This window comes from Methanolobus bombayensis, assembly GCF_017873415.1.
In the GTDB taxonomy this organism is placed as follows: Archaea; Halobacteriota; Methanosarcinia; order Methanosarcinales; family Methanosarcinaceae; genus Methanolobus; species Methanolobus bombayensis.
This window is the reverse complement of record NZ_JAGGKD010000005.1, coordinates 208478-232587: the sequence shown is the minus strand read 5'-3', so window position 1 is coordinate 232587 and position 24110 is coordinate 208478. Positions and strand designations below refer to the sequence as shown.

General features: G+C 42.5%; 22 protein-coding genes and 1 tRNA gene. 11 read left to right on the top strand and 12 right to left on the bottom strand.

Annotation, left to right across the window (positions count from 1 at the left end; genetic code table 11):
* Position 1 precedes the first annotated feature (1 nt).
* Positions 2-991, top strand: a complete 990-nt coding sequence (locus tag J2746_RS08225) for a type II secretion system F family protein (protein ID WP_209618954.1) — start codon at positions 2-4, stop codon at positions 989-991.
* A gap of 44 nt (positions 992-1035) precedes the next feature.
* Here J2746_RS08225 and J2746_RS08220 read toward each other — a convergent pair whose 3' ends face one another.
* The 3 genes from J2746_RS08220 to J2746_RS08210 all read right to left on the bottom strand — a co-directional run bounded on the left by J2746_RS08220 (position 1036) and on the right by J2746_RS08210 (position 2553).
* On the bottom strand, positions 1036-1611 hold the full coding sequence (locus J2746_RS08220; protein ID WP_209618953.1) for a FumA C-terminus/TtdB family hydratase beta subunit: 576 nt from the start codon (positions 1609-1611) through the stop codon (positions 1036-1038).
* Positions 1611-2450 (bottom strand): fumarate hydratase, encoded by an 840-nt coding sequence (locus J2746_RS08215; protein ID WP_209618952.1) that lies wholly within the window; start codon positions 2448-2450, stop codon positions 1611-1613. The genes J2746_RS08220 and J2746_RS08215 overlap by 1 nt, the downstream gene beginning before the upstream one ends.
* Positions 2451-2467: 17 nt before the next feature.
* Positions 2468-2553: transfer RNA gene (locus J2746_RS08210), tRNA-Leu, on the bottom strand.
* 221 nt (positions 2554-2774) lie between these two features.
* Between J2746_RS08210 and sso10a the strand changes: the two genes are divergently transcribed.
* Positions 2775-3038: an Sso10a family chromatin protein gene (gene sso10a, locus J2746_RS08205; protein WP_342451822.1), complete on the top strand. Its 264-nt coding sequence runs from the start codon at positions 2775-2777 to the stop codon at positions 3036-3038.
* A gap of 74 nt (positions 3039-3112) precedes the next feature.
* Here the strand turns inward: sso10a and J2746_RS08200 are convergent, their stop codons facing one another.
* Positions 3113-3571 carry a hypothetical protein gene (locus J2746_RS08200; protein ID WP_209618917.1) on the bottom strand — a complete coding sequence of 153 codons (459 nt, stop codon included), beginning with the start codon at positions 3569-3571 and terminating at the stop codon, positions 3113-3115.
* Positions 3572-3864: 293 nt separating this feature from the next.
* Between J2746_RS08200 and J2746_RS08195 the strand changes: the two genes are divergently transcribed.
* Positions 3865-7290: a DNA polymerase II large subunit gene (locus J2746_RS08195; RefSeq protein ID WP_209618915.1), complete on the top strand. Its 3426-nt coding sequence runs from the start codon at positions 3865-3867 to the stop codon at positions 7288-7290.
* Between the two features lie 28 nt (positions 7291-7318).
* Here the strand turns inward: J2746_RS08195 and mmp10 are convergent, their stop codons facing one another.
* The gene (gene mmp10 / locus J2746_RS08190) at positions 7319-8554 is read right to left on the bottom strand and encodes a methyl coenzyme M reductase-arginine methyltransferase Mmp10 (RefSeq protein WP_209618913.1); all 1236 of its coding nucleotides are present in this window, start codon (positions 8552-8554) and stop codon (positions 7319-7321) included.
* Positions 8555-8963: 409 nt separating this feature from the next.
* Here mmp10 and mcrB point away from each other — a divergent pair, with 409 nt between their 5' ends.
* The 6 genes from mcrB (at position 8964) to J2746_RS08160 (ending at position 16144) form a co-directional block, all read left to right on the top strand.
* Positions 8964-10268 (top strand): coenzyme-B sulfoethylthiotransferase subunit beta, encoded by a 1305-nt coding sequence (gene mcrB, locus J2746_RS08185; protein ID WP_209618911.1) that lies wholly within the window; start codon positions 8964-8966, stop codon positions 10266-10268.
* 47 nt (positions 10269-10315) lie between these two features.
* The gene (gene mcrD, locus J2746_RS08180; RefSeq protein WP_209618908.1) at positions 10316-10813 is read left to right on the top strand and encodes a methyl-coenzyme M reductase operon protein D; all 498 of its coding nucleotides are present in this window, start codon (positions 10316-10318) and stop codon (positions 10811-10813) included.
* A 1-nt stretch (position 10814) separates the two neighbouring features.
* On the top strand, positions 10815-11420 hold the full coding sequence (gene mcrC / locus J2746_RS08175; RefSeq protein WP_209619108.1) for a methyl-coenzyme M reductase I operon protein C: 606 nt from the start codon (positions 10815-10817) through the stop codon (positions 11418-11420).
* Positions 11421-11432: 12 nt separating this feature from the next.
* Positions 11433-12182: a coenzyme-B sulfoethylthiotransferase subunit gamma gene (mcrG, locus tag J2746_RS08170; RefSeq protein WP_209618906.1), complete on the top strand. Its 750-nt coding sequence runs from the start codon at positions 11433-11435 to the stop codon at positions 12180-12182.
* A gap of 10 nt (positions 12183-12192) precedes the next feature.
* The gene (gene mcrA / locus J2746_RS08165; RefSeq protein ID WP_209618903.1) at positions 12193-13911 is read left to right on the top strand and encodes a coenzyme-B sulfoethylthiotransferase subunit alpha; all 1719 of its coding nucleotides are present in this window, start codon (positions 12193-12195) and stop codon (positions 13909-13911) included.
* Positions 13912-14095: 184 nt separating this feature from the next.
* Positions 14096-16144: a hydantoinase/oxoprolinase family protein gene (locus tag J2746_RS08160; protein WP_209618899.1), complete on the top strand. Its 2049-nt coding sequence runs from the start codon at positions 14096-14098 to the stop codon at positions 16142-16144.
* 110 nt (positions 16145-16254) lie between these two features.
* On the opposite strand, the gene J2746_RS08155 is transcribed toward J2746_RS08160, so the two are convergent.
* From J2746_RS08155 to J2746_RS08145, 3 genes are all read right to left on the bottom strand, one after another.
* Positions 16255-17133 carry an archaellin/type IV pilin N-terminal domain-containing protein gene (locus J2746_RS08155; RefSeq protein WP_209618896.1) on the bottom strand — a complete coding sequence of 293 codons (879 nt, stop codon included), beginning with the start codon at positions 17131-17133 and terminating at the stop codon, positions 16255-16257.
* A gap of 205 nt (positions 17134-17338) precedes the next feature.
* Positions 17339-18007, bottom strand: coding sequence for a cyclase family protein (locus J2746_RS08150; protein WP_209618893.1), 669 nt, complete (start codon positions 18005-18007; stop codon positions 17339-17341).
* A 20-nt stretch (positions 18008-18027) separates the two neighbouring features.
* Entirely contained in the window at positions 18028-18663 is a 636-nt protein-coding gene (locus J2746_RS08145) for a histidinol phosphate phosphatase domain-containing protein (RefSeq protein WP_209618889.1), read from the bottom strand.
* Positions 18664-18818: 155 nt separating this feature from the next.
* Between J2746_RS08145 and J2746_RS08140 the strand changes: the two genes are divergently transcribed.
* Positions 18819-19109, top strand: coding sequence for a DUF211 domain-containing protein (locus J2746_RS08140; protein ID WP_209618885.1), 291 nt, complete (start codon positions 18819-18821; stop codon positions 19107-19109).
* 51 nt (positions 19110-19160) lie between these two features.
* On the opposite strand, the gene J2746_RS08135 is transcribed toward J2746_RS08140, so the two are convergent.
* The 4 genes from J2746_RS08135 to J2746_RS08120 all read right to left on the bottom strand — a co-directional run bounded on the left by J2746_RS08135 (position 19161) and on the right by J2746_RS08120 (position 22801).
* Complete coding sequence (locus J2746_RS08135; RefSeq protein WP_209618883.1) at positions 19161-20177, bottom strand: tetratricopeptide repeat protein; 1017 nt, start codon at positions 20175-20177, stop codon at positions 19161-19163.
* 183 nt (positions 20178-20360) lie between these two features.
* Positions 20361-21125 carry a 23S rRNA (uridine(2552)-2'-O)-methyltransferase gene (locus tag J2746_RS08130; RefSeq protein ID WP_209618881.1) on the bottom strand — a complete coding sequence of 255 codons (765 nt, stop codon included), beginning with the start codon at positions 21123-21125 and terminating at the stop codon, positions 20361-20363.
* Positions 21126-21150: 25 nt separating this feature from the next.
* A complete protein-coding gene (locus tag J2746_RS08125) occupies positions 21151-21759 on the bottom strand; it encodes a DUF7109 family protein (protein ID WP_209618880.1) in 609 nt (202 codons plus the stop codon).
* A 16-nt stretch (positions 21760-21775) separates the two neighbouring features.
* Positions 21776-22801, bottom strand: coding sequence for a Vms1/Ankzf1 family peptidyl-tRNA hydrolase (locus J2746_RS08120; RefSeq protein WP_209618879.1), 1026 nt, complete (start codon positions 22799-22801; stop codon positions 21776-21778).
* A gap of 189 nt (positions 22802-22990) precedes the next feature.
* On the opposite strand from J2746_RS08120, the gene J2746_RS08115 reads away from it, so the two are divergent.
* Positions 22991-24091, top strand: a complete 1101-nt coding sequence (locus J2746_RS08115; RefSeq protein ID WP_209618878.1) for an ABC transporter substrate-binding protein — start codon at positions 22991-22993, stop codon at positions 24089-24091.
* The last annotated feature ends 19 nt before the right edge of the window (positions 24092-24110 follow it).

Sequence of the window (24110 nt, the reverse complement as noted above, 5' to 3'; positions counted from 1 at the left end):
AATGAAATTACCGGAATTTTTGAATTTCAATGCAGAAGATCAGGACATGCTTACGGAAGAAGAATTATCGGAGCTGGAAGACAACCTGATAAGTTCTAAAATGGAGGAAGCAACGAAAAATGTGGTTATTAAAGAGTTCTTTAAAGATCCTTTTAAGACGCTTTACCTTTATCCGGAATATACATTCGTTATCAGTATACCCATTGCTATTGTATTCTTTGTAATTGGCATGATAGCTACGTGGGGAACACCAATAATAGATGATGTCATCATCTTTTCAGTGCTCATCTCAATAACACCTCCTGCATTCACATTTCATAAAAAATACAACAGAACAGACACTATAGAAGAATATTTGCCTACTTTCCTCAGGGACATATCTGAAATGAGCAGGGCAGGACTTACCCTCCCAAGAGCGGTCAATACTGTTGCTAAAGGCGAATACGGTGCCCTGACCAAGGAAGTTCAGACAATGGATGCGGCAATGTCCTGGGGTGTTTCTTTTGAAGAAGCATTGCACAATTTTGCAAAAAGGATCTCAACTCCGATAATTGTGAGGTCAGTGTCACTTATCACACAGGCAAGTAAGGCAGGAGGACGTGTTGCTGCTGTTCTTGAAGCTGCTGCCCGTGACGCAAGAGAGGTTAAACTGCTGGAGCGTGAGAGAAGAGGTAATATGATGGTCTATGTAGTCATCAGCTACATGTCTTTCTTTGTGTTCCTTTTTGTCATCGGAATGCTCACATCCACCTTTGTACCGACAATGGCAGAAGCTGGAAAAGCTGCACAGGCAGCAGGTGCCGGAAGCCAGTTCATAGGTTCGTTCGATCCTGCAAAATACACACGTTTAATGATGCACACAGGAGTTATTCAGGGATTTATGAGCGGACTTGTGGCAGGACAAATGGGTGAAGGTTCTGTGTTCCAGGGTCTTAAACACTCTATAATCCTTACTCTGATTGCCTGGATGGTATTCACTTTCGCCATCTAAAAACAAAAAAGAAAACAAAAGTCAAGATTTTAAAACAGGAAGGTTTATTCTATTTTAGAATAAGCTTCCACTGATTTTTTTCTTACATCTGTGAAAAGATCACTGCCATGTGAATCAATTCCAACTACAAGAGGTCCGAAATTCTCTACCTTCAGTTCCCAGACAGCTTCAGGCATTCCAAGGTCAAGCCAGTGTACTGTACTCACTTTTTCAATGCTCATGGCTGCAAGTGCGGCACAACCTCCCGTAAATGCAAGGTAAACAGACTTTCCCTCCATAGATTCTGAAACATTGTCCATTCCACCTTTTCCAACAAAAGCACGTACTTCATGAACATCCAGCAGTTCAGGTGTCATTTTTGACATTCTCGCACTGGTGGTGGGTCCGGCAGCAACAACTTCCCAGCTAGCATCTTTTCCTTTCATGAGCGGACCGCAATGGTATATTACTGCCCCTTCAAGATCGAATGGAAGTTCTTTATTTTCCCCTGCCATCTCAAGAATTCTTGCGTGGGCTTCATCCCTTGCAGTAAAAACAGTTCCAGTGAGATAAACTATATCACCTGCTTTGAGCTGCTCAATATCTTCCTTTTTCAGTGGAGTTTCAAGTCTGTATTCCATTATTCATCACCACCAAGGACAACTGAAGCATGACGGTTTGCCCAGCATTGGATATTCACCGCAACCGGCAGAGAAGCCGTATGACAGTATGCTTTTTTAATGTGGACTGCTAAAGCAGTTGTTTTTCCTCCAAGTCCCATTGGCCCGATACCAAGCGAATTTATGTCGTCAAGCAGAACTTTTTCTTCTTCGTTCATTACATCAACTTTTTCAAGCAGAGCAGATTTGGCAAGTCTTGCAGATTTATCGAATGAACCGCCAATACCAACTCCCACAACTACCGGAGGACATGGTTTTCCACCTGCATTCAGGACGGTTTCAAGCACAAAGTTGCGTATACTATCCTTTTCAGTCGGATTAAGCATCTTTATAGAACTCATGTTCTCAGAACCTGCCCCTTTAGGTGCCACCGTTATCTTTATACTGCTGCCATCCACAAGTTCGTATTTTATGTCAGGAATGCCGCTTCCGGTATTATTACCACTGTTGCTGCGTGTTATCGGATCAACTGCGTTAGGACGTAGTGGTATTGATTCGGTTGCTTTTCTAACACCTTCAAGAATGGCATCCTCAAGTCTGAAATCCATTTTTGCATCACGACCGATCTCTACAAAGAAAATCAAAATACCGGTATCCTGACACATTGGCACTTTTTTCCTGGCTGCAATATCTATATTTTTCAGAATTGCTTCAAGTTGCTCTTTTGCAACAGAGGATCTTTCTTCAGATGTGGCTTTTTTTAACGCATCAACAACATCCTGTGGCAGTACAGTCTCAGCCTCTTCTAAAATATCAATAATTGCTGATACAACAGTATCATGATCAATTGGATTTGACAAAAAAGATCACCTTGATGTGGTGCGGGAGAAGGGATTCGAACCCCCGAACGCCTGCGCGAGCAGATCTTGAGTCTGCCACCGTTGGCCGCTTGGTTACTCCCGCATTTGAGATTTTACGATATCTCTACTGCTGTATTTATTATAAATTTAACTGTTGTTCCAAAATGCAATTCATAGTCAGGGCATTCAAAGACGTAACAGTTGTATCAATTCAGTAACATATTTACTTAGTATAATTACAAATCGATGGTATTAAATAGAGGATATTTGATATTTGGAATATAGTGGTATACCATTAATACATAATTATATTAGTGGTTAAAAGTGGTACTGAACATAGAATGCAGGGGGCATACTATTAGAAGACGGAGTAGGTTGGATATTACAATTGCTATTTTAAAAATTGCAATGGATGGCGCAAAAAAAACACAGATCGTTTACGGAGCAAATCTTAACTCAACAATTGCAAATAAGTATCTTTCTACGTTAGAAGAAAAACAGCTAATTGAGCAGAAAGGTAACCTCTTTGTCACAACAGATAAAGGCAGAGTCTATAAAGATATGGCCAGCGAGCTGGATATTCGCTGAACATACAATAAAGTGTTGTTTGCTAGTAAAACTGCTAATTTTCTTTGTAATTTAGCTTCAATTTAAAACCTGGCTCAAATAAAACCAAGTAGCTGAGATATTTTGAGAACGACATTTGCTACAGTGTAAGTGACATTGTTCATAATACCCACAGGCTCGATGACAATGTCACCATTGTCTTTTGCCTCGATAAAAGTTTCCAGTGGGGTTTCAGAGTTAATCACGTTTCTAACAGTTGATTCGCTGGTCCCTATTATCATAGTAGCATCAAATTCAGTATCTTCTGTTACTTCCTCAAATGTTGTTACATACGCATTTTCTGTAACTGCTTTGACGTAAACCTCATCACCTGCATCAGTTACGATAACAAGTTTGATCACTTCATCTCCAAGCAGGCTCTTAAGATATGAAGGTAGATATTCTGAATTTTCATTGTACTCATTTACCTTGATCTCGAGGTCACTGACTATATCGGCACTTGCTACTGGCACCATCAGGGTCAGCAGCATCAATAGAATTAATATTTTTTTCATCCGCTTCCTCCATGTATGATTATCTATTTATTGATAGATAATGAGTTTATATGAATATTTGATTATAATCCGTAATATTAACAGTCATGGATGAATAGAAAAGCCGAATGAGTGCATTATTTTAAAATGATTTCTTGTTTCCAGCCACATAATCACCCATACATCGTACCAAATATATATTGAATACAATTATAGTTATAGTTGTCCGTGTACTAACCTGCAATACTGAAAAATACAGGAAAACAATTTTAATAACAAAAGCATAATGGCATCTTCACAGAGGGCGATTTCTAATGGGTGAAATAGTAGTAAGCGACACCATGAAGGAGTATTTCGAAGGACTTGAAGCAAAGCTCCATAAAGAGATAGAAATCGCAAACAGTGCACGTTCAAAAGGTGGAGATCCAAAACCACATATCGAAATACCGCTTGCAAAAGACCTTGCCGACAGAGTGGAAAACCTCATTGGCGTAAAAGGAGTCGCAGAACAGATACGCATATTCGATGAGACCATGTCCCGTGAGGAAGGTGCTCTTGCAATAGGAAAGGCAGTAGCTGAAGGAGTAGTAGGAGAATTCGAGTCAAAGGAAGAAGCCATTGAAGCTGCTATCCGCGTATCCGTTGCAATGCTTACTGAAGGTGTTGTAGCCGCTCCTATTGAAGGAATTGACAAGGTCACTCTTGGTAAGAACGATGATGGAAGCGAATACATAAGAATCTATTATTCAGGACCTATACGCAGTGCCGGAGGTACGGCCCAGGCACTCTCAGTACTTGTGGGAGATTATGTTCGCCGCGCAGTGGGAATTGAAAGGTACAAACCACGCAAGGAAGAAGTTGAAAGATATGTAGAAGAAATCCTGCTTTACAGGCGGGTGGCAACCCTGCAATACACACCTTCCGAGGATGAGATCAGACTTATCGTTGAGAATTGCCCCATATGCATAGACGGAGAACCCACTGAAGCCGAAGAAGTTGAAGGTTACAGGAACCTTGACAGGATAGAGACAAACAGAGTTAGAGGAGGCATGTGTCTTGTACTTGCTGAAGGTCTGGCACTAAAAGCTCCAAAGGTCCAGAAGCACGTAAATAAACTGGGCATGGACGGATGGGAGTGGCTTGACCAGCTCATAGCCGGAACCAAAAGTTCAGACGATGAAGACAGCAGTTTTATAGGTGTTAAACCAAAGGACAAATATCTGCGTGACCTGATAGCCGGACGTCCGGTATTCTCCCACCCCATGCGCCCCGGAGGATTCAGGCTCAGGTATGGCAGGTCAAGAAATACATCCTTCGCCGCTTCAGGAATAAGTCCTGCAAGTATGTATATAATGGACAGTTTTATCGTTGCAGGCACACAACTTAAGGTGGAAAGACCCGGAAAAGCTGCCGGAATGGCACCTGTGGACAGTCTGGAAGGACCTACTGTAAGACTGAAGTCGGGTGATGTTGTCAGGATCGACGATGAACAGATGGCCATCGATATACACCCTGAAGTTGAACATATCATTGATATAGGCGAGATCCTAATCAATTACGGGGACTTCCTTGAGAATAACCATCCTCTTGTACCGGCTTCTTATTGCTTTGAATGGTGGATTCAGGAGTTTGAAAAAGAAGTTGATAACTCGCCTTATTCCAGAGATGAACTTAAAGAACCTTCACAGGAACTTGCACTGGAGCTATGTGATAAGTATAAAGTATCTCTGCATCCTGAATATACGCACCTCTGGCACGATATTTCCGTAACAGATTATGCCACGCTTGCATCTTTTATATCAGAGAACGGAACCCTTTCTGATGATTCAAAAATCCTTGAATTACCATTGGATACTGCAAATGATTCCGGCATAAAAACAATACTTGAGCATCTACTTGTCCTTCACAGATTAAGTGACGGAAAAATAGTTATCGAAAATCCATTACCTTTCATCAGGTGCCTGGGACTGGATGCAGGGCTAAAGAAAAAATGGACTTCTTTGCCGGAAGAAGTAACTGAAACTGTGCCACTTATAAATGAACTCAGCGGACTTTTTGTAAGAGAGCGTGCACCGATCAGGATAGGTGCCAGAATGGGACGTCCTGAGAAATCAAACAAGAGAAAAATGTCCCCTGCACCTCATGTTTTATTCCCGATAGGAGATTCTGCAGGCAATACAAGAAAGATGGAAGCTGCTGCAAGTTATATATCTTCAATGAACAGCAAGGTTGGGCAGATAAGGGTTGAAATCGGCAATAGAATATGTCCTGCCTGCGGGATGGACACATTCCGTTATCGTTGTGATTGCGGCGAATTCACAATTCCAAAACTCTTCTGCCCCAGGTGCGGAATATCATCACAGAAAGAAGAATGCCCGAAATGTGGTTCCAAGACCACATGTGTGAAAATGCAGAATATAAATTTCAAACAGATATATCAGGCTGCTTTTGCAAAGCTTGGTGAACGGGAAAACATTGAATTCAAGGGCGTGAAGAGAATGATGTCCGGGACAATGACCCCGGAACCTCTTGAAAAAGGGATTCTCCGAGCAAAATATGACCTTTATACTTTCAAAGACGGAACAGTCAGGTATGATATGTCCGACATTCCCCTTACCCATATCCGTTCCGATGAACTCGGGATCAGAGTGGAAAAACTTCTGGAAATAGGATATACGGAAGATATATACGGAAACCCTCTTGAAAGGGATAACCAGGTAGTCTGCCTCAAAGTGCAGGACCTTGTTGTCTCGTATGATTGTGGCGAGTATCTTCTCAGGACCACAAAGTACATAGACAATCTTCTTGAGAAATATTACGGTGAGGAACCATACTATAATGCGGAGAAACTGGAGGATCTTGTGGGTGTTATGCTCATGGGCCTGGCTCCGCACACATCCGCAGGTGTGCTTGGAAGACTTGTAGGTTTTACCAAGGCATCGGTCGGTTATGCACATCCTTTCTTTCATGCAGCTAAAAGAAGGAATTGTGACGGGGATGAGGACTGTGTGATGTTGCTAATGGATGGTCTTATTAATTTCTCAAGGGACTATCTGCCTGAGAAAAGGGGTGGAAAAATGGATGCACCTCTTGTACTTACCACACGTCTTGACCCGAGTGAGGTTGACAAAGAGGCGCATAATATAGATGTGTGTGACCATTATCCACTTGAGTTCTATGAAGCAACCCTCAATTATACTAACCCAAAGGACCTGGAATCTACTTTTGATCTTATAAGTTCCAGACTTGGAACACCGGACCAGTATGAGCATTTCATGTACACACATGACACCAGCGACATTGCAGCAGGTCCCCTGAAAAGTGCTTACAAGACACTTGGAAGCATGGTTGAGAAAATGGATGCACAGCTTGCACTTGCAGACAAGATACGGGCTGTTGATGCTTCCAATGTGGCTGAAAGAGTGCTTATATCTCATTTCCTGCCGGATATGTTCGGTAATCTCAGGGCATTTTCAAGGCAGGGAACCAGATGCCTGAAATGTGCTGCTAAGTACCGCAGACCTCCACTTACCGGGGTTTGTCCTAAATGCGGGGGCAGGGTCATACTGACTGTGCATGAAGGTGCGGTGAAAAAGTATCTGGAGGTCTCAAAGAAAGTTGCCTACGAGTATAATGTTTCAAGTTATACCAAGCAGAGGATAGAACTGCTGGGCCTGGATATGCAATCACTCTTTGAGAATGACAGGTCCAAGCAGACCGGTCTTCTGGAGTTTATGTGATAAGTCCTCTTATAAAAACAGGGGTACTTTATTCATTAACAGGCAGACCTATTGCATTTATTTCATGAATGAGTTCTGTGAACTGCTCCACCTCAAATTCAAGAACTTCTTCTTTTGAAAGACCTATTGACATCTCACCATCGTAGGTAAGCATATCAGGTCCACGGCGGACAAAGCGCGAGACACCGTCTTCTGAGAGTACAGTTGTAACCTCTGGATCATGTACGAATGCTCTTCCCGGAATTACAACAGTTTCCTTTACTTCTGACAGGTCCAGTTTTTTCAGATCATCTATTGTAATGAGGCAACCGATATCCTTGTCCACGGCAACAACATTAACAGCACTTCCAATTTTTGTGAATATCTCCTGAAGTCTGTCTTTTGAGGCTCTGCTTGTAAGAATTGTTGCATCTTTTCTGACCTCAGGAAGTTTTTCCAGTTCATCCGGTTCATTTCTGATTGCATAAGGACATCCTATCAACGGGTCTTCAAGTGGTGTTCCTGTTATGCGGAGATTGTACTTTGCATCTGCATCCTTTACTATATTTACAAATTCTTCAATGCTGTGCGTTTCGATCCCTTCCATTATCGGAGAGTTATTCAGTATGAGACCTTCTTCTGTATTATTGGCAAAGCGCATAAGTATTGCACCTTTAGCTCCCATCTCTTCAAGGTCTGCAAGGGTTTTGTCAAGAACATCACCATCATTTACCCCGGGAATGAGAACTATTGCTGCGTAAACGTCACAATGCTGACAGAACTGACGCAAAACTTCCAGTGCAGCTTCAGGTTCCGGGTCGCGCATGTATTCTTTCCTGAGATGCGGATCGGTTGCAAATACTGTGAATGATACCTCATTAACACCATATTCTATGAAGAACTCTGCCTCATCACCTTTAATGAAACCTTTTCCGCTGGTGTAACCAAGATGTATAGGCAGTCCGAACTGGGCAATGTTAGCCACCAGTTCCATCAGATCAGGATAACAGCTTACGTCCCCCCCGCCACTTATGGTGATCTTATCGATTTTATTAGCTGTCATCATTAAACGCTGGTAGAGTTCCTGGAACACATACTGACCTGGCTTAAAACCGGAATAGGATTCCCTGACACCTCTTGTGCAGTAGTCGCATCCTTTTTTGAAAGGTAAACAGTACTTACATCCAAATGGAGGATTTTCTTTTACTTTCTTGAAATAACAATATGTACAGAAGCCTTTGCAATCTATTCCCGGATTGCCTCCTACGTCAGCAGTGATCTCCATAGGACGAGTTAGATAATATATAGGTACTTAAAGGTTTGTGGTTCGCATGATCAAATAGTAATAATTCATCATATACGCGATGAAAAGACATTATATTTATAAAGGAAAAAATAAGATATTTCTTTGGCCTGCATTCTTTTATTTAAGTCTTCTCCACGCAAATGTCAATGGATGACATGATGAATAATTTTTGCATGGAAATTTTGCTTGCGGTTGATGATTGCGAAATTGTCAGGAATCGATGCAAAAGGTTTAAACGTCATCGTTGCTTAATTATTCCGAGAATTCCCAGTGGAAAAAATTCGTACAGGAAATTACTATGTGGTACAAAGTAATTAGCATTCATTCGTTCACCTGTACATTTCCAGAATGGGCGATTTCTGAATAGAAACATAGGAGGAAAATATACGTGTCTGATAAAATAGACATTTACGACGACAGAGGAAAACTGTTGGAAAGCGGCGTTGATCTTATGGATATTGCGCCAACAAGAAACGCAGCGATTCAAAATATCATCAAAGATACAAAGAGAACCGTTGCTGTGAATCTCGCAGGTATCGAGAAAGCACTTAAAACAGGTGCAATGGGCGGAGCAAAGAAAAAGATCCTCGGAAGAGAACTCGATTACGATATTGTTGGCAACTCCGGTGCAATCCAGGATGCTGTAGCAAAACTCGTTAGCGTAAACGATGGCGACGACACCAACGTACAGGAACTTGGTGGCGGAAAGCAGCTTCTTGTACAGGTACCAAGCGTAAGGTCACAGGTCGGTGCTGACTTCGTATCTGCAAGTACCGTAACAGGTGCAGCAGTCGTCCAGACAATCATTGACATGTTCAACACTGACATGTTCGATGCACCAATCGTAAAGTCCGCTGTATGGGGAAGCTACCCACAGACAATGGACATGTCCGGTGGTAACATTGCATCCATCCTCAGTATCCCACAGAAGAACGAAGGTCTCGGTTACTCCCTGAGGAACATCACAACAAACCACGTTGCAGCAATTACCGGTAAGAAGGCAATGAATGCAGCAGCACTCTCATCCATCTTCGAGCAGGTAGGTATGTACGAGATGGGTAACGCTGTAGGACCATTCGAGAGACACCAGTTACTCGGTCTTGCATATCAGGGTCTTAACGCAAACAACTTCGTTTACGACATCGTAAAAGAGAACGGAAAGGACGGTACAATCGGTACTGTGATCCAGTCAACAGTAGACAGAGCTCTTGAAGCAGGTATCATCTCCGTTGACAAGACAGCACCATCCGGCTACAACTTCTACAAGGCAAACGACGTATCCATGTGGAATGCATGTGCAGCAGTCGGTCAGCTCGCAGCAACCATGGTAAACTGTGGTGCAGGCAGAGCAGCTCAGAATGTATCATCAACTATCCTCTACTTCAATGACATGCTTGAGAAGGAAACAGGTCTTCCAGGCTGTGACATGGGTAGAGCACAGGGTACTGCAGTAGGATTCTCATTCTTCAGTCACTCCATCTATGGTGGTGGCGGACCAGGTATCTTCAACGGTAACCACGTTGTAACCAGGCACTCCAGAGGTTTCGCAATTCCTTGTGTATGTGCAGCAGTCTCACTTGACGCAGGTACACAGATGTTCTCCATCGAGAAGACATCAGGACTTGTCGGTACTGTATTCGGATCAATTCCAGAATTCAAGGAGCCAATCAAGGCAGTGGCAGGTGCGCTCTAAGACACAAAATCCCTCCTTAAATATCACATATAATAAAGGTAACAAAAATGTCCGATACTCTTTCAGAGACAAACTTTGTGCAGCTTGAAATATTCCCTTCCAGGCTGCTTAAACCCGAAACAGCACAGAACTTGCTCACCTCCATCGCTGAAATCGATGGAATTGTCAGGCTGTTTGTCCATGGCCCCAGACTTCCCCAGACCGTTCCTTACGGACCTGCATCAGGATTACCTGTGAATCATCCGGGGAATGCTGTGATCGAGGTTGCAGGCCAGGCAATAGAACTTGCAGTGTATGTTGGCAGTATCCGTATGGAAGTTGTTGATGTAGATACAAAAGAGCAGGTAAGGGAAGTTTGCGAAGATGTTCTTTCAATACCCTTCGAGTTCAGGGAAGGTAATTTCATCCCGACAAAACAGACAGTCACCGACTATGCAAAGCGTGGACCGGGGGCTGACCCTATGATGATAGGAATGACAGACCCGAAAGGAAAATTGAAAGATCAACCTGTATGCATCCTTAAACCCGAAGATAAGGACGAGTGATATTATGTTTGACCGGGAAACACAGGTTGTAGATTGCAGACACGGAATGGGCCTTGGAAGAGGGGGAGGACTTGCACAACGCGGTACCCTTTCTGAAACCGGAAGGCCTGATGTCATCGCAGTTGCAATGAGCCCGGGAAGAAGACATATCACAAAACCTGTCTGTGAACTCACATATGGCATGCGCCGTGAGGAAATTCAGGTAAGTGTGCTTGTGCTTAATACCGGTTCCGGTGTTCCGGACACAAATATGGGTTCCGGCTCCTTTGGAATAAGTCCCGAGGAGATAGCACAGATAAACAGGCACAAGGTTGCTGTGATCCATACAGGAAATATCAGGGACCATGTGGTAAGAAAAGTAAAGGCAATTCTTGAACAGGCCGATGTTCCTGCAGTAATTGTTTGCCAGACCCTTGTTGATTTCGAGGATTTTGCAATGGCAGGGATAAAGACAAGGCTTGTTAAACCTAAGGATAGTGATATTTTAGCAAAAGGAAGGGTTATGGAAATTGTGACAGGAGTTACACGAGGAGAATCATGTTCGAGGGAAAAACTGAACGAACTCGTGAAAGCCGTGAAAACCACAATGAGATCATTAGAGAATTAGGAGTGAATAATTATGGCATATGAACCACAATATTATCCAGGAGCAACATCCGTTGCTGAAAACAGAAGAAAACACATGTCTGGTAAAGTCGAGAAACTCAGAGAAGTTTCCGATGATGACCTGACACTTGTTCTCGGACACCGTGCACCAGGTAGCGACTACCCAAGCACCCACCCACCACTCGCAGAAATGGGCGAGCCAGAGTGTTCAGTCAGAGAACTCGTAGAACCAACACCAGGTGCAAAAGCTGGTGACAGGGTAAGGTACGTACAGTTCGTTGACTCAATGTACAACGGTCCATCAGTACCATACTTCAGATCATACAACGCAGCAATCAACTTCAGAGGTGTCGACCCAGGTACACTTTCCGGCCGTCAGGTAGTTGAAGCTCGTGAAAGAGACATGGAAGAGATCGCAAAGTTCCAGATGGAAACTGAAATGACCTGCCCAGCACTCGCAAGTCTTAGGGGTGCAACTGTACACGGTCACTCACTCAGACTTCCTGAAGACGGTGTAATGTTCGACATGCTCGACAGGTGCAGAAAAGAAGGCGATGTAATCATCATGCACAAGGACCAGGTAGGAAGACCAATCGACAAGAAGGTAGACCTCGGAAAGCCAATGTCTGCAGAAGAAGCAGCAAAGAGAACAACAATCTACCGTGTCGACAATGTAGCATTCAGAGATGACGCAGAGGTCATTGAATGGGTACACAGAGTATTCGACCAGAGAACCACATACGGCTTCAAGCCGGAGAACTGAGGTGATTATAATGGCAGACGATAGAAAGAGAATGTTTGCAAAACACATGCAGAAAAAGTACACAGAAGAGCATGGTACTAACAAGATGAGCGGTGGAGAGATCACCGACAAGACTGTAGAGTACTACAGACTTGGTGTTGATCAGAACCCACGTAAATTAGAGATGAAAAAGGCAGGTCAGGAACTCGCAGCAAAGAGAGGACTTGTCGGTTACAACCCAATGATGCACTGTGGTGGTATCCCACTCGGTCAGAGAGCACTCACACCATCTTTCCTTTCAGGAACAGATGACATGGTCGAGATCGACGACCTTCACTACGTCAACAACGCAGCAATGCAGCAGATGTGGGACGACATCAGAAGGACAGTAGTTGTCGGTATGGACCTCGCACACGAGACACTCGAGAAGAGGCTCGGTATCGAAGTCACACCAGAAACAATCAACCACTACCTTGAGACACTCAACCACGCACTTCCTGGTGGAGCAGTTGTCCAGGAACACATGGTCGAAACACACCCAGCTCTTGTAGATGACTGTTACGTCAAGATCTTCACCGGTGACGATGAACTCGCAGACGAGATCGACAGCCAGTTCCTTATTGACATCAACAAGGAATTCCCAGAAGAACAGGCAGAGCAGATCAAGGCATCAATCGGAAAGACATCATGGCAGGCAGCACACATCCCAACAATTGTCAGCAGAACCACAGACGGTGGTCAGACAAGCAGATGGATGGCTATGCAGGTCGGTATGTCATTCATTTCAGCATACAGCATGTGTGCTGGTGAAGCAGCAGTAGCTGACCTTTCATACGCAGCAAAGCACGCTGGTGTTATCCAGATGGGTGACATGCTCCCAGCAAGACGTGCACGTGCACCAAACGAGCCTGGAGGAATCCCATTCGGTCACATGGCAGATATCGTACAGACAAGCCGTGTAGACGCAGAAGACCCAGCACACGTAGCTCTTGAAGTAGTCGGTGCAGGATGTATGCTTTACGACCAGATCTGGCTCGGTTCATACATGTCCGGTGGTGTAGGTTTCACCCAGTACGCAACAGCAGCATACTGTAACAACATCCTTGATGACAACCTCTACTACAACGTTGACTATATCAACGACAAGTACGACGGTGCAGCAAACAAGGGTACAGACAACAAGGTAGCTGCAAACCTCGACGTAGTAAAGGACATCGCAACAGAGTCCACAATCTACGGTCTTGAGAACTACGAGAAATACCCAACAACCCTCGAAGACCACTTCGGTGGATCACAGAGAGCAACAAGTCTTTCCGCAGCAGCTGGTTCCGCTGTTTCAATCGCAACAGGAAACGGAAATGCTGGTCTTTCCGGATGGTACCTCTGTATGTACCTCCACAAGGAAGCACTCGGAAGACTCGGTTTCTTCGGATACGACCTGCAGGACCAGTGTGGTGCTACAAACGTACTCTCATACCAGTCCGACGAAGGTCTTGCTCTTGAACTCCGTGGACCAAACTATCCGAACTACGCAATGAACGTAGGTCACCAGGGTGGATATGCAGCAATCACCTCCGGTGCACACGCCGGTCGTGGAGACGCATTCGCAGTCAACCCACTCGTCAAGGTAGCATTCGCAGACAAGCTCCTGCCATTTGACTTCACAAAGCCAAGGAAGGAGTTCGCAAAGGGTGCACTCAGAGAGTTCGAGCCTGCTGGTGAGAGATCACTCATCATTCCAGCAAAATAAATTTAAAACAAGTGTAGGCTTTATGCCTACTACTTACTCTTTTTTGAAATTCTTTAATTCTGATTTATCAATTACTATTCCCATCTTGTGTTCTTCTTTGCGTGGTAATGCTTAAATATTGCAAAACCATTGTTTTTTACACTATTAATTATTACTTTGATTTTGTTTTAAGGAGTGAACTAAAATGCAATACAGTCTGGGCATTGATGCCGGAGGAACATTTACAGACGGTGTAATAATCCGCGATTCGGATGGTGTGATAATGGATGCCACAAAAGTGCTTACCACTTATCCAGACCCTATTGGCGGAATTAAAAAAGTGATAGATTCGCTGAACCCCGAATATGCGCAAGACGTAAAGCTGGTTTCAGTCTCAACCACTTTATCCACAAATACAATACTTGAAGACACAGGTTTTCCTGTAGGTGTTATTCTTGTTGGTGATTACGTAATTCCAAAGGAAGGATTTCCGGCAAAGTACTATGTACAGTTGAGTGGAGGACATAATAGTAATGGAGAAGAAGCCATGCCACTTGACGAGGATGGTGTCAAGCTCTTTGCCATGGAAGTAAAAAAACATGTTGCTGCCTTCTCTGTATCATCATTCTTCAGTAACCGTAATTCAGAACATGAACTTCGTGTAAAGGAAATTATCCGGGAGCTTACCGGACTTCCTGTTGTTTGCGGACACGAACTTTCACAGGAAGTAGGTGCATATGACAGGGCCATAACTGCATATCTTAATGCCCAGCTTCTGCCTATTACCCACAAGTTCATCCAGTCAATAATGCAGGACATAAAATCAAGAGGCATGGACGCAAACCTGCTCATGCTCAAATGTGATGGATCTGTTGTTGGAATGGATGAGGCCCTGGAGCGCCCAATCGAATCTATTTTCTCAGGACCTGCTGCAAGTCTTGTAGGTGCTTCCTTCCTTACAAAGTATGATACATGTGCAATGGTTGATGTTGGAGGTACCAGTACTGATGTTGCCCTTATCAGAAATGGTGTTCCTGAACTCAGTGATCAGGGTGCAATTGTTGGGGGGTGGAAGACCATGGTTAAAGCTATCAGGATGGAAACATCTGCGACCGGTGGAGACAGCCATGTATGGGTAAAAGATCAGAAATTCTATGTTGGTCCTAGAAGAGTAATTCCTCTCTGCCGTGCTGCTTCAGAGTATACAGGTTTCCTTGAAAGGTTCAGAGAGTCAAAATCCCCATCAAGAAAACTTCTGTGTGAGAATGTGCAGCCTACAAAGTTCTTTGTTCGCACAGGACTCAGTCCTTTTGAGCTAAGCAGGATGGAAGAAGAGATTTACGATGTAATACAGGGAACACCTGTTTCATATGTGGATATATTCCAGCGCCTTAAGAAACAGCCAAGTGTGCGTGCACTTGATGGTCTTATCCAAAAACGCCTTGTACAATCTATCGGTTTTACCCCAACAGATGCCTTACATGTTCTTGGAGATTTTCAGAAATGGGAAACAGAAGCTTCCATTCTGGGTGCTGAAAGACTGGCAAAACAATTGCGTGTCAGCAAAGAAGAAGTTGCCACCATGGTAAAGAAAAGAGTTGCAAAGAACATGGCATCCGACCTTGTATCATATCTGGTCGACGAAATTCCACAATCAGTTATTGACCAGATGCTGACAGGTAACAACTACACACGTTTTAAGGTGGAAACTCCGGTGGTACTTCTTGGCGGTCCGGTTGTTGCATACAAGGAAGAGATGGAGAAGCTCATCGATGCAAACATAGTTGTTCCCGAGCATGCCAGTGTGGGAAATGCTGTCGGTGCCCTTGTTGGCAAAGGTATTAAACGTGTTGAAATCCTTATTAAAAAAGACTTTGCTCCGATCACAGGTGAAAATGTTTCTGACGAGGAACTAAAGAATGCAAAAGAAGTTATCAGTTATTTTGTATTCACACCTGAAGGAAGAGAAATATTCCCTGACTATGCACAGGCTTTTGACTTTGCCCGAAACACAGGTAAGGACATGATAATGGATTATATGAAAGCTGCCGGTTATAGCAAAGATGAGGTCGAGATAGAGGTTACAAAGAAGGAACTCATGGTCAGAGAAGGAGAAGAGCCTGTTGAGACAAAAGTAATTGTAGTGGGTATCGGTACATCCAAGCTTGTTGTAGAAAAGGATGTTATCCCGGAGTACATGCGCAAAAAAGCTGTCAGTTTCCGCTCTGCTGAAGATTCATATTCAGGAAAGTAAAAAACATTCTTAGAAATAAATAGACATCAGGAAGGACGTCATAACTTAATTTTGTAAAGTTACGTTGTTTTTTCCTGAAAATTTCTTATTTAATTTTGAACTTTTGAGTTTTAATATCTCAACAGGATATACTTTTCATCAAAGTATGCTCCCGGTGTTGTGAAGTCGAAAACTACAAGTGCACCAGCTTCCGGCCTTACCTGGAATGAAACCTCAGTCCTTGGTTCAAGACCTTCATACTCCACATCATCTGCCTGGAAAACCCTTCTGATATCAACTACCACTTCCATAATATCACCTGTTCTCAATACAGGTTGTGTGGCCTTGAACACAGTCTGGTCTCGGGTACGAATAGGGCTTACCGTGAAATACTCTTCTGTAGGAAGATGGATTTCATCATCCTCATCGCTGGTATCATACCTAACATTGGCTACGTGACTTCCGTCTGAAAGGTAAATGATAAGCTGTGACAGATCAACATCCTCACTACCCGGTCCAAGTGATACGGATATGTGCAGCTTTGTAATCTCACCATAATCTACTGTATCACTAACCGTTACAGTTCCAGTTGTTGTCCCGGCAGTACCGGTTATGGAAAAATTGTGTGAACCTGAACGTGAAAAACGATATTCATAATAAGAACCATCTTCAACAGAGGTTTCATCACCACCATCAACTGAAATGTTAAAAGCACCCGAAGAAGAAATCCACTCAATCATTCCACCTTCAGAACAGTTTAAAGCAGTAGATGAAGGTGTGCCGTCTGTAACAGTAACCGTAGTATAAGTAGCACGTGCTCCTTCCACACGGTCAATACGCATATTGGAAGCAACCTCACGTGTTGTTTCCTGGCCGGTTTGAGATGCTTTCTGCTGAAGCACTCCTGAGGTCTTGATCAAAAGGGCAGATGCTACGGCTGCCACAAGTACCATGGAGATGAAGATGATAAGGGTACCTATACCTACCTGTGCACGGTCATCCCTGTGCATTGAATGTCTCTGATTTGCTTTCGTGCGATTCCCTCATGAAACGTTTTAGCAATCGTGTTACAGGATTATATTGCGAGTTATACTATATTAATTCTGTTATTTAATATTTTTCGCGAGTTAATATAGATATCATGCTGATAACATCTAGTGACATAATTGCATAATCAAATATAATAATACTTATATTTAAATTATCCTGTAAAAACTACATTATTATATTGAGAAAATCATCAGGAGAATTTAAATCTATCAAAATTGCACGTGAAGGAGCACCATCACAACCTTCCAGTTTCAAAGGAAGACAAATAAATAAGTAAACACCCGGTTGAGCATCCTTAAAGTTCAAATATTCCACAATGTTGACACCATTATTCAAAAAAAGGTGATGATTAGGCAGGGAAACATCATTATCAACTGAAAGAGTGTCAACTCCTACTAATCTAAAACCATTATTGAATATCCATTCTCCTGCAGTTGCCGCAAGCATTCTGCCTGAATGCGGGCTTTGACCCTGATATTTAGAATAGTCCCTTGTTTTTATGAGAATGACATCTACAGTTTTCCCTGAATATGATTTGTTGACATTTTCAAGTTCTTTGTCAGTAATCGGGCCTTCACCTGATGAAAGATCAATCAGAATAGCTCTACCCATTAATGAAGCAGGATCTATTTCTGAAACTGCTTTGCCATTTCCATACAAATGTAAAGGAGCATCCACATGAGTACCTGTGTGAGTTCCTATACTAACCCTGGAAACCATAAAACCATCGTTCTCAACTGAAGATACTTTTTCAAATACAGGTAATGGGTCTCCTTCATAAACCGGCGTATTTTCAGATATACCGGTGGTAATATCTATAATCCTGACTGCCATTGAAAAAAAATGGAAAATGATCAAAGGAAGCGCATGGAATTATTTAGTACTTCCTTTGCCTGGTTCTCTGAAAGTCCTGCACCCATGGCAACTTTCAAAGCAAACTCCTTAGTGATCAGATTACCCGGGCTGTGAGCATCCGTGTCAACCACAAGAGTTGCGCCTGCTTCCATTCCAACCCTTGCTACATGACCATTTGTCCTGTTGTGACCGTTCCTTGCAGTGATCTCAAGGCAAACATCATTCTCCCGGGCAGTTTCTGCTTCTTCTACTGTAATAAAACCCGGATGTGCGAGTATATCCACATCTGCAAGTTCCACAGATGCAGCATTTGTTCCGGGAATTACAGGTTCATTTATGGTCTCGCCATGAACAACTATGATCTCTGCACCAAGATCCTTAGCCATCCTTGCAAGAGGAGCGATCTTACGTGGTGGTACATGAGTAATTTCCACACCTACCTTTACCTGGATATCAAGCTCATCTTCAAGGTACTTTGCCTTACTTACGTTCTTAATAATATGTTCAACGTTTGTAAAATCCGCATGGTCAGTGATACCTATTGCCCTATAACCATGAACAACTGCCCTTCGTACGAGTTCACTTGGAATCAGTTCACCATCACTGAAAATAGAATGAGTATGCATATCAATCATAAAAATACCTCATTGGTACTGAGAATGAATGGTATTATGTTCTGAAATTAGATAAATGCATTCATAGGAAAACAAAAATACTATAAAGGTTAATAGGCAATGCTGCTAGTTTGATAACTACATGATTATGACTTTCTAATAAGGAAGGATATAAATTGACAGGAATTAGAAGATTGGTTCTGGATGTGCTAAAACCTCACCATCCATCAATTGTAGAGGTGTCCAAGACGCTTAGCGTGCTTCCGGGCGTACACGGAGTGAATTTAAGTCTTTCTGAAGTGGACCAGCAGACGGAAACAATAAAGATCACGGTAGAAGGAGAGAACCTGGATTATGATGAGATTAAACAGACCATTGAAAATCTGGGTGCAGTTGTCCATAGTATTGACGAGATAGCTGCAGGAAAACGTCTTGTTGAGGAAGTAGAGACCTTACAGGAAAGATAGAGTCATTATATGGCAAAATCATTTTCTGCGTTTTTCATAGTCCAGTAGGAATCAGAGGCTCTTGTAGGCCCGTGCGATGTTGTGAATAACACCATCGTGCTCAACAGGGAAGAGACTAATGGTAAACACCTTTAAAGCCTCGTTGTAAGCCTTAACTGCCTTTTCCACATTATTTTCCTTATTTTCCAGTTCTGACAGTTCAAACCATGCATTTCCAAGATTGTTCTGAACTGTAGCATATTCTATCGGACGGGTTTCTATTGTATACACTTTGAGAGCATTATTAAAAGAAGTAATAGCATTCTCTATGTTTGTTTTTTCATTTCCGTAAGAGGACAGTTCAAGGTAGAGATTTCCAAGATTGTTCTGAACACCTGCATACTCCAGAGAATATACCTCTTCCCTGAATACCCTGAGTGATTCTTCATAAGATGATAGTGATTTCTGAAGGTAATCCGAATTGTTTTCAATATTACCTTTCTTACGCCAAGCATTGCCAAGCTTATTGTTAATAGAAGCAAAGTAAATAGGGTCCAATGCTATGGAATAATAGCTCAGTGCATTATTATAGTAGTTAATTGCAGTGTTCAGATCATTTACATCTTTCCTGGAAGCGTATAATTTGAGGTAAGCATCACCAAGACTGTATTGTACCCTGAAATATTCGGCAGGGTACTCTTCCTCCGTTATGAACTTCAGGGAATAATCATAGGCATAGATACTATTCTGCAAGTGGCTTGAAGCATTTTCCGGATCATAAGATGCCATATCTTCGTAAGTACCTCCTCTGTAGTAATGATTCATCCCATACTCCAATGGGAAATCTCTTGAAGATATCAGGTTAAAAACAGAATTGTAGACTTCAAGTGCAGAATCATAATCTCCTTCATCACGTAACTGTGATGCCTGCTCCCATAGAGAATCGATAGCATTAAGTGTCCTCTGCTCCTGAATATAATCTCCAAAAAAAATATATCCTGCAATAAGCACAATAAGAATGCCAACACCAGCATATACAAGTGGTTTTTTCTTTGGGGAAGATTCCGGTTCTGGGGCTTCACAGTTCATAGACATAAATTTCCAGATGCTTACTCAAAATGCCCATGCAAGTTTTATGTTTAAGAAAATACTGCAAGTAATACTAGTATAATTGCACACGCACTATAAAAAATACATTACTTAATGGCATAAATATATAATTGATGATGGCTGCATCATGAATTTACATAATTAAGCCAAACAATCAGTAATTTACTCTATAACTTCCGCAAATGCAAAGTTTGGTTTCACATCATTTATCTTGATTCTGACATGATCACCAATCTGCACACCTTTTACAAAAACAACAAAGTTATCTATCAGAACTGCACCATCACCACTGGAACCAAGCTCTGTTATATCAACTTCAAATTCATCTCCGCGTCTTACAGGAGCTGTAAGGAATTTCTTACCGACAACATATATTTCAGCACTCTGAGACCTTGAAGCTTTGGGAGAATAAGAACGTGTGTAAGTGAAATTATCTTTTACCTCATCCAGAAACTCTTTGAACATATCACCCTGGAACACCTTTACTACAAAATGTCCACCTGGCTTCAGAATCTTTTTTGCACATCCAAGAGCTGACCTTGTCAGGTCAATAGAACGTGCATGATCATAACTCCAGTTACCGCTTAAGTTTGGTGCTGCATCACAGATTACCGCATCTGCTCCTTCATGACCAACCATATCAAGTATTTTCGCAATTGTCCTGTCGGAAGTGATATCCCCAACTATGGTCTCTACACCTTCAATTGGCGATATTCTCCTGAGATCGACTCCTACAACTCGCCCACCTGACAACTGCTTTGCAACTTCACACCATCCACCGGGAGCTGCTCCCAGGTCTACCACGGTGTCATCTTCATTAATAACATGATGTTTATCATTTATCTGAAAAAGCTTATAGGCTGCTCTGGAGCGAAAACCTTCATCTTTGGCTTTCCAGTAATATTTGTCACGCCTGTCTCTTGCCATATATGTACCAGATAATACCTAAAAGTCAAATACCTTGTGCCGCCTTCAGGGATTCTATCCTGGAACTTAGTTCCTGTATCTCGTCTTCCAGATCAGACATATCATCAGGCAACCAGAAAGTGTAATCATAATACTGGTTCAGTATATCGCTATACCGGTACTCCAGATTTTCAAGATCTTTTTCATGTAACTTTGCAGAGCTGACAGAACTTATCTTGTTTTCAAGATTCTTTATCCTGCGATGAAGATTTCTGTTCAGTCTGGAAGCCACGCTGCTGAGATCCACTTCCCGTTTTTTCAATTCGAGAATGTCGATAACTTCGCTGAGTTCGAAAGGAACTTCAGGAAATGCATTCGGGCCTGAGATATAATACATTAAAGTACTATTTTCTTCATCCGAATTCTGTGAAACAGTACTGGCACCTTCACATGACGGTCCTGTGACCTCTTCCCGGGAGACAGCTACAATAAGATGTTCCTTTTCAGATTCTGAACATATATCCTTAATAGAAAGCATTGAAGGAGGAATTCCTCCTTTCAGCAGAGAAAGTTCTTTTGTTACATGGTATATCTCATCAAGTGTCAGGGCACCTAAAGCATCGATTATTCCGCAAAGTTCCTCTTTACTTAGCATTAAAGCAACCTCATGATCATAGTCTGTATCTGCGACAGGTCATTAACTGTTTCATTATGCCGGAGATATTATGTTTTTCGATACGAACATCTGATGGAGAGTGGACCTGAGGAATATCAAAAGGAAAATCCGAAGCAATTTCTTTTGCAAGAGGAAGATCACCTGCAAGAATCAGATAGTCAATGCTGTCTCTGAATTCATCAAGAAGATCTTTTAGGGCAAGTCTTACTTTATCGATATGGTGTGCGATATCCTCATCCCGCAACCTTTCAAAGCGTCTCTGACTGAAACCGCCTTTGGAATGTTTAGCCTTGACACTTGTCTTTATCATCTGGAAGGAATCAAAATCCTGAGAATCAAAGGAAAATCCTGTGAATGATTCACCTGCATGAGCTACAAGCACGCAAATACCTGCATCCTTATTTAGTAACTCCGAAATTACTGAAATATCAAACTTATTATCTGCACCCCATGATGATTTTTCCAGTGGTAATGGTGGCACAAGAATCTCATTTATCATGTGATTTGGAGAATGGAATAACACCAAACCCGTGTTTGAATCCAGTTTTTCTGCGAGAGCCAGGGTTTCGCTATCCACGTTGTCTGAAAGAATTCCATATTCTTTTATGCCGGCAGGACTTTCGTTTGCAGCAATATACATTGTAATAAGCACCGGATCATTGTATCTGATCGTTGACAGGGAATTCAGGAAATTTGCTGTTTGTTGTTTACTAAATTCATCATTGAAGGTGAATGAGATAGATGCAGGGGCATCATTACGTTCTTTTTCTACCTCATGCTCAAGGGTTTTGAGCCTTATTTCCAGAGAATTCAGTTTTTCTTCTGCCTCCTGTTTTGCTGCAATTGCCTTTTTTTCAGACTCGGCACTTTTCCCATATCTTATATTGGCCGTCCTCACATCCAGCTCAAGCTCAACGATGTGTGATTGCAAGCGGTTTATTTCAGTCTCAAGCTCCTCTTTTCCGGAATATTTATTGAAAAGGGAGCTGATATTGCCAACAACTTTTTCCTTTTCTATCATTTCAACTGAAATAGAAACTTACATGATAAATAATCTGTCGATTTGTTCTGAAAACAAATAAATCTAAAGTTACATTTGAAAAATATATGAGTACAGTGTGGAAATTTTCATCTATATAAATGCAAAAGAGATATATAGAGCTACAAAAAACGTTTTATTGCATTTTATTACAAAAAGAGGAGCGAAATCATGAGAACATTCAAAGTAGTTATTGTAATGTTAGTTATTATGGGACTTCTGCTGACGGCAGGTTGTGCAGATACCGAAGAAACAACAGAAGACACAGAAAGCGACATGATAGTTGTTGGAATCATGGGACCATACACAGGTGGTGCAGCCGAATACGGCAATGCTGCAAAGGATGGGGCCATGCTTGCATTTAACGAGGCAAACCTTTCAAATGTGGAGGTTGTGACCGAGGATACTAAATCCGAAACAAAGGAAGCTGCAACAGCTATGAACAAAATGGTGAGTGTTGACAACGTTCAGGCAGTAGTCGGTGATCTTATTTCCGCAGCTACCCTTGCTGCTGCACCAATTGCAGAGCAGAACCAAGTTGTACTTATCTCACCTGCATCAACCAGCACAGACGTATCAACTGCGGGAGATTATATTTTCAGGACAATCCCGGGAGATGACGGACAGGGGATCTTTGCAGCACAAACACTGAGCGACGCAGGTTACACAAAGCTTGCACTGCTTTACACCAACGACCAGTACGGAAACGGTCTTGCAACCATTATCACAGATGAGTTCACAGAACTTGGTGGAGAGATCGTTGCAGACGAAACCTACGAAGCCGGTTCATCAGATATGAGAACCCAGCTTACAAAGATCAAGGATGCTGAACCTGAAGCATTATTCATTGTAAGTAACACACCAGACTCAAGTGTGGCACTGCTGCGTCAGGTTACCGAAATAGGAATTGATGCAGATGTTTATGGTTCTGAAGGCCTTAAGGTTGCATCAATACTTGAACTTGGAGACTCTGTTGAAGGAGTTACAATTACATCCGTAAGCCCTGAATCCGAGGAATTCAAGCAGAAATACATGGAAGAATATGGTGTTGAACCACCAGCCTTTGCGGCTCAGGCATATGACGGAGCAACTGCAATAATAATGGCAATCGAAGGCGGTGCAACCACAGGTGAAGAAATAAAGGACGCACTCTATGAGATGGAATTCGATGGTGCTTCAGGCCACATCAAATTCGATGAGAATGGAGACGTTGCAGGAGGATATGTACTGGTAGAAGTCCAGGATGGAGCTTTTGTTACGCTAGAGGAGTAAAATCCTCTACCACCTTTTA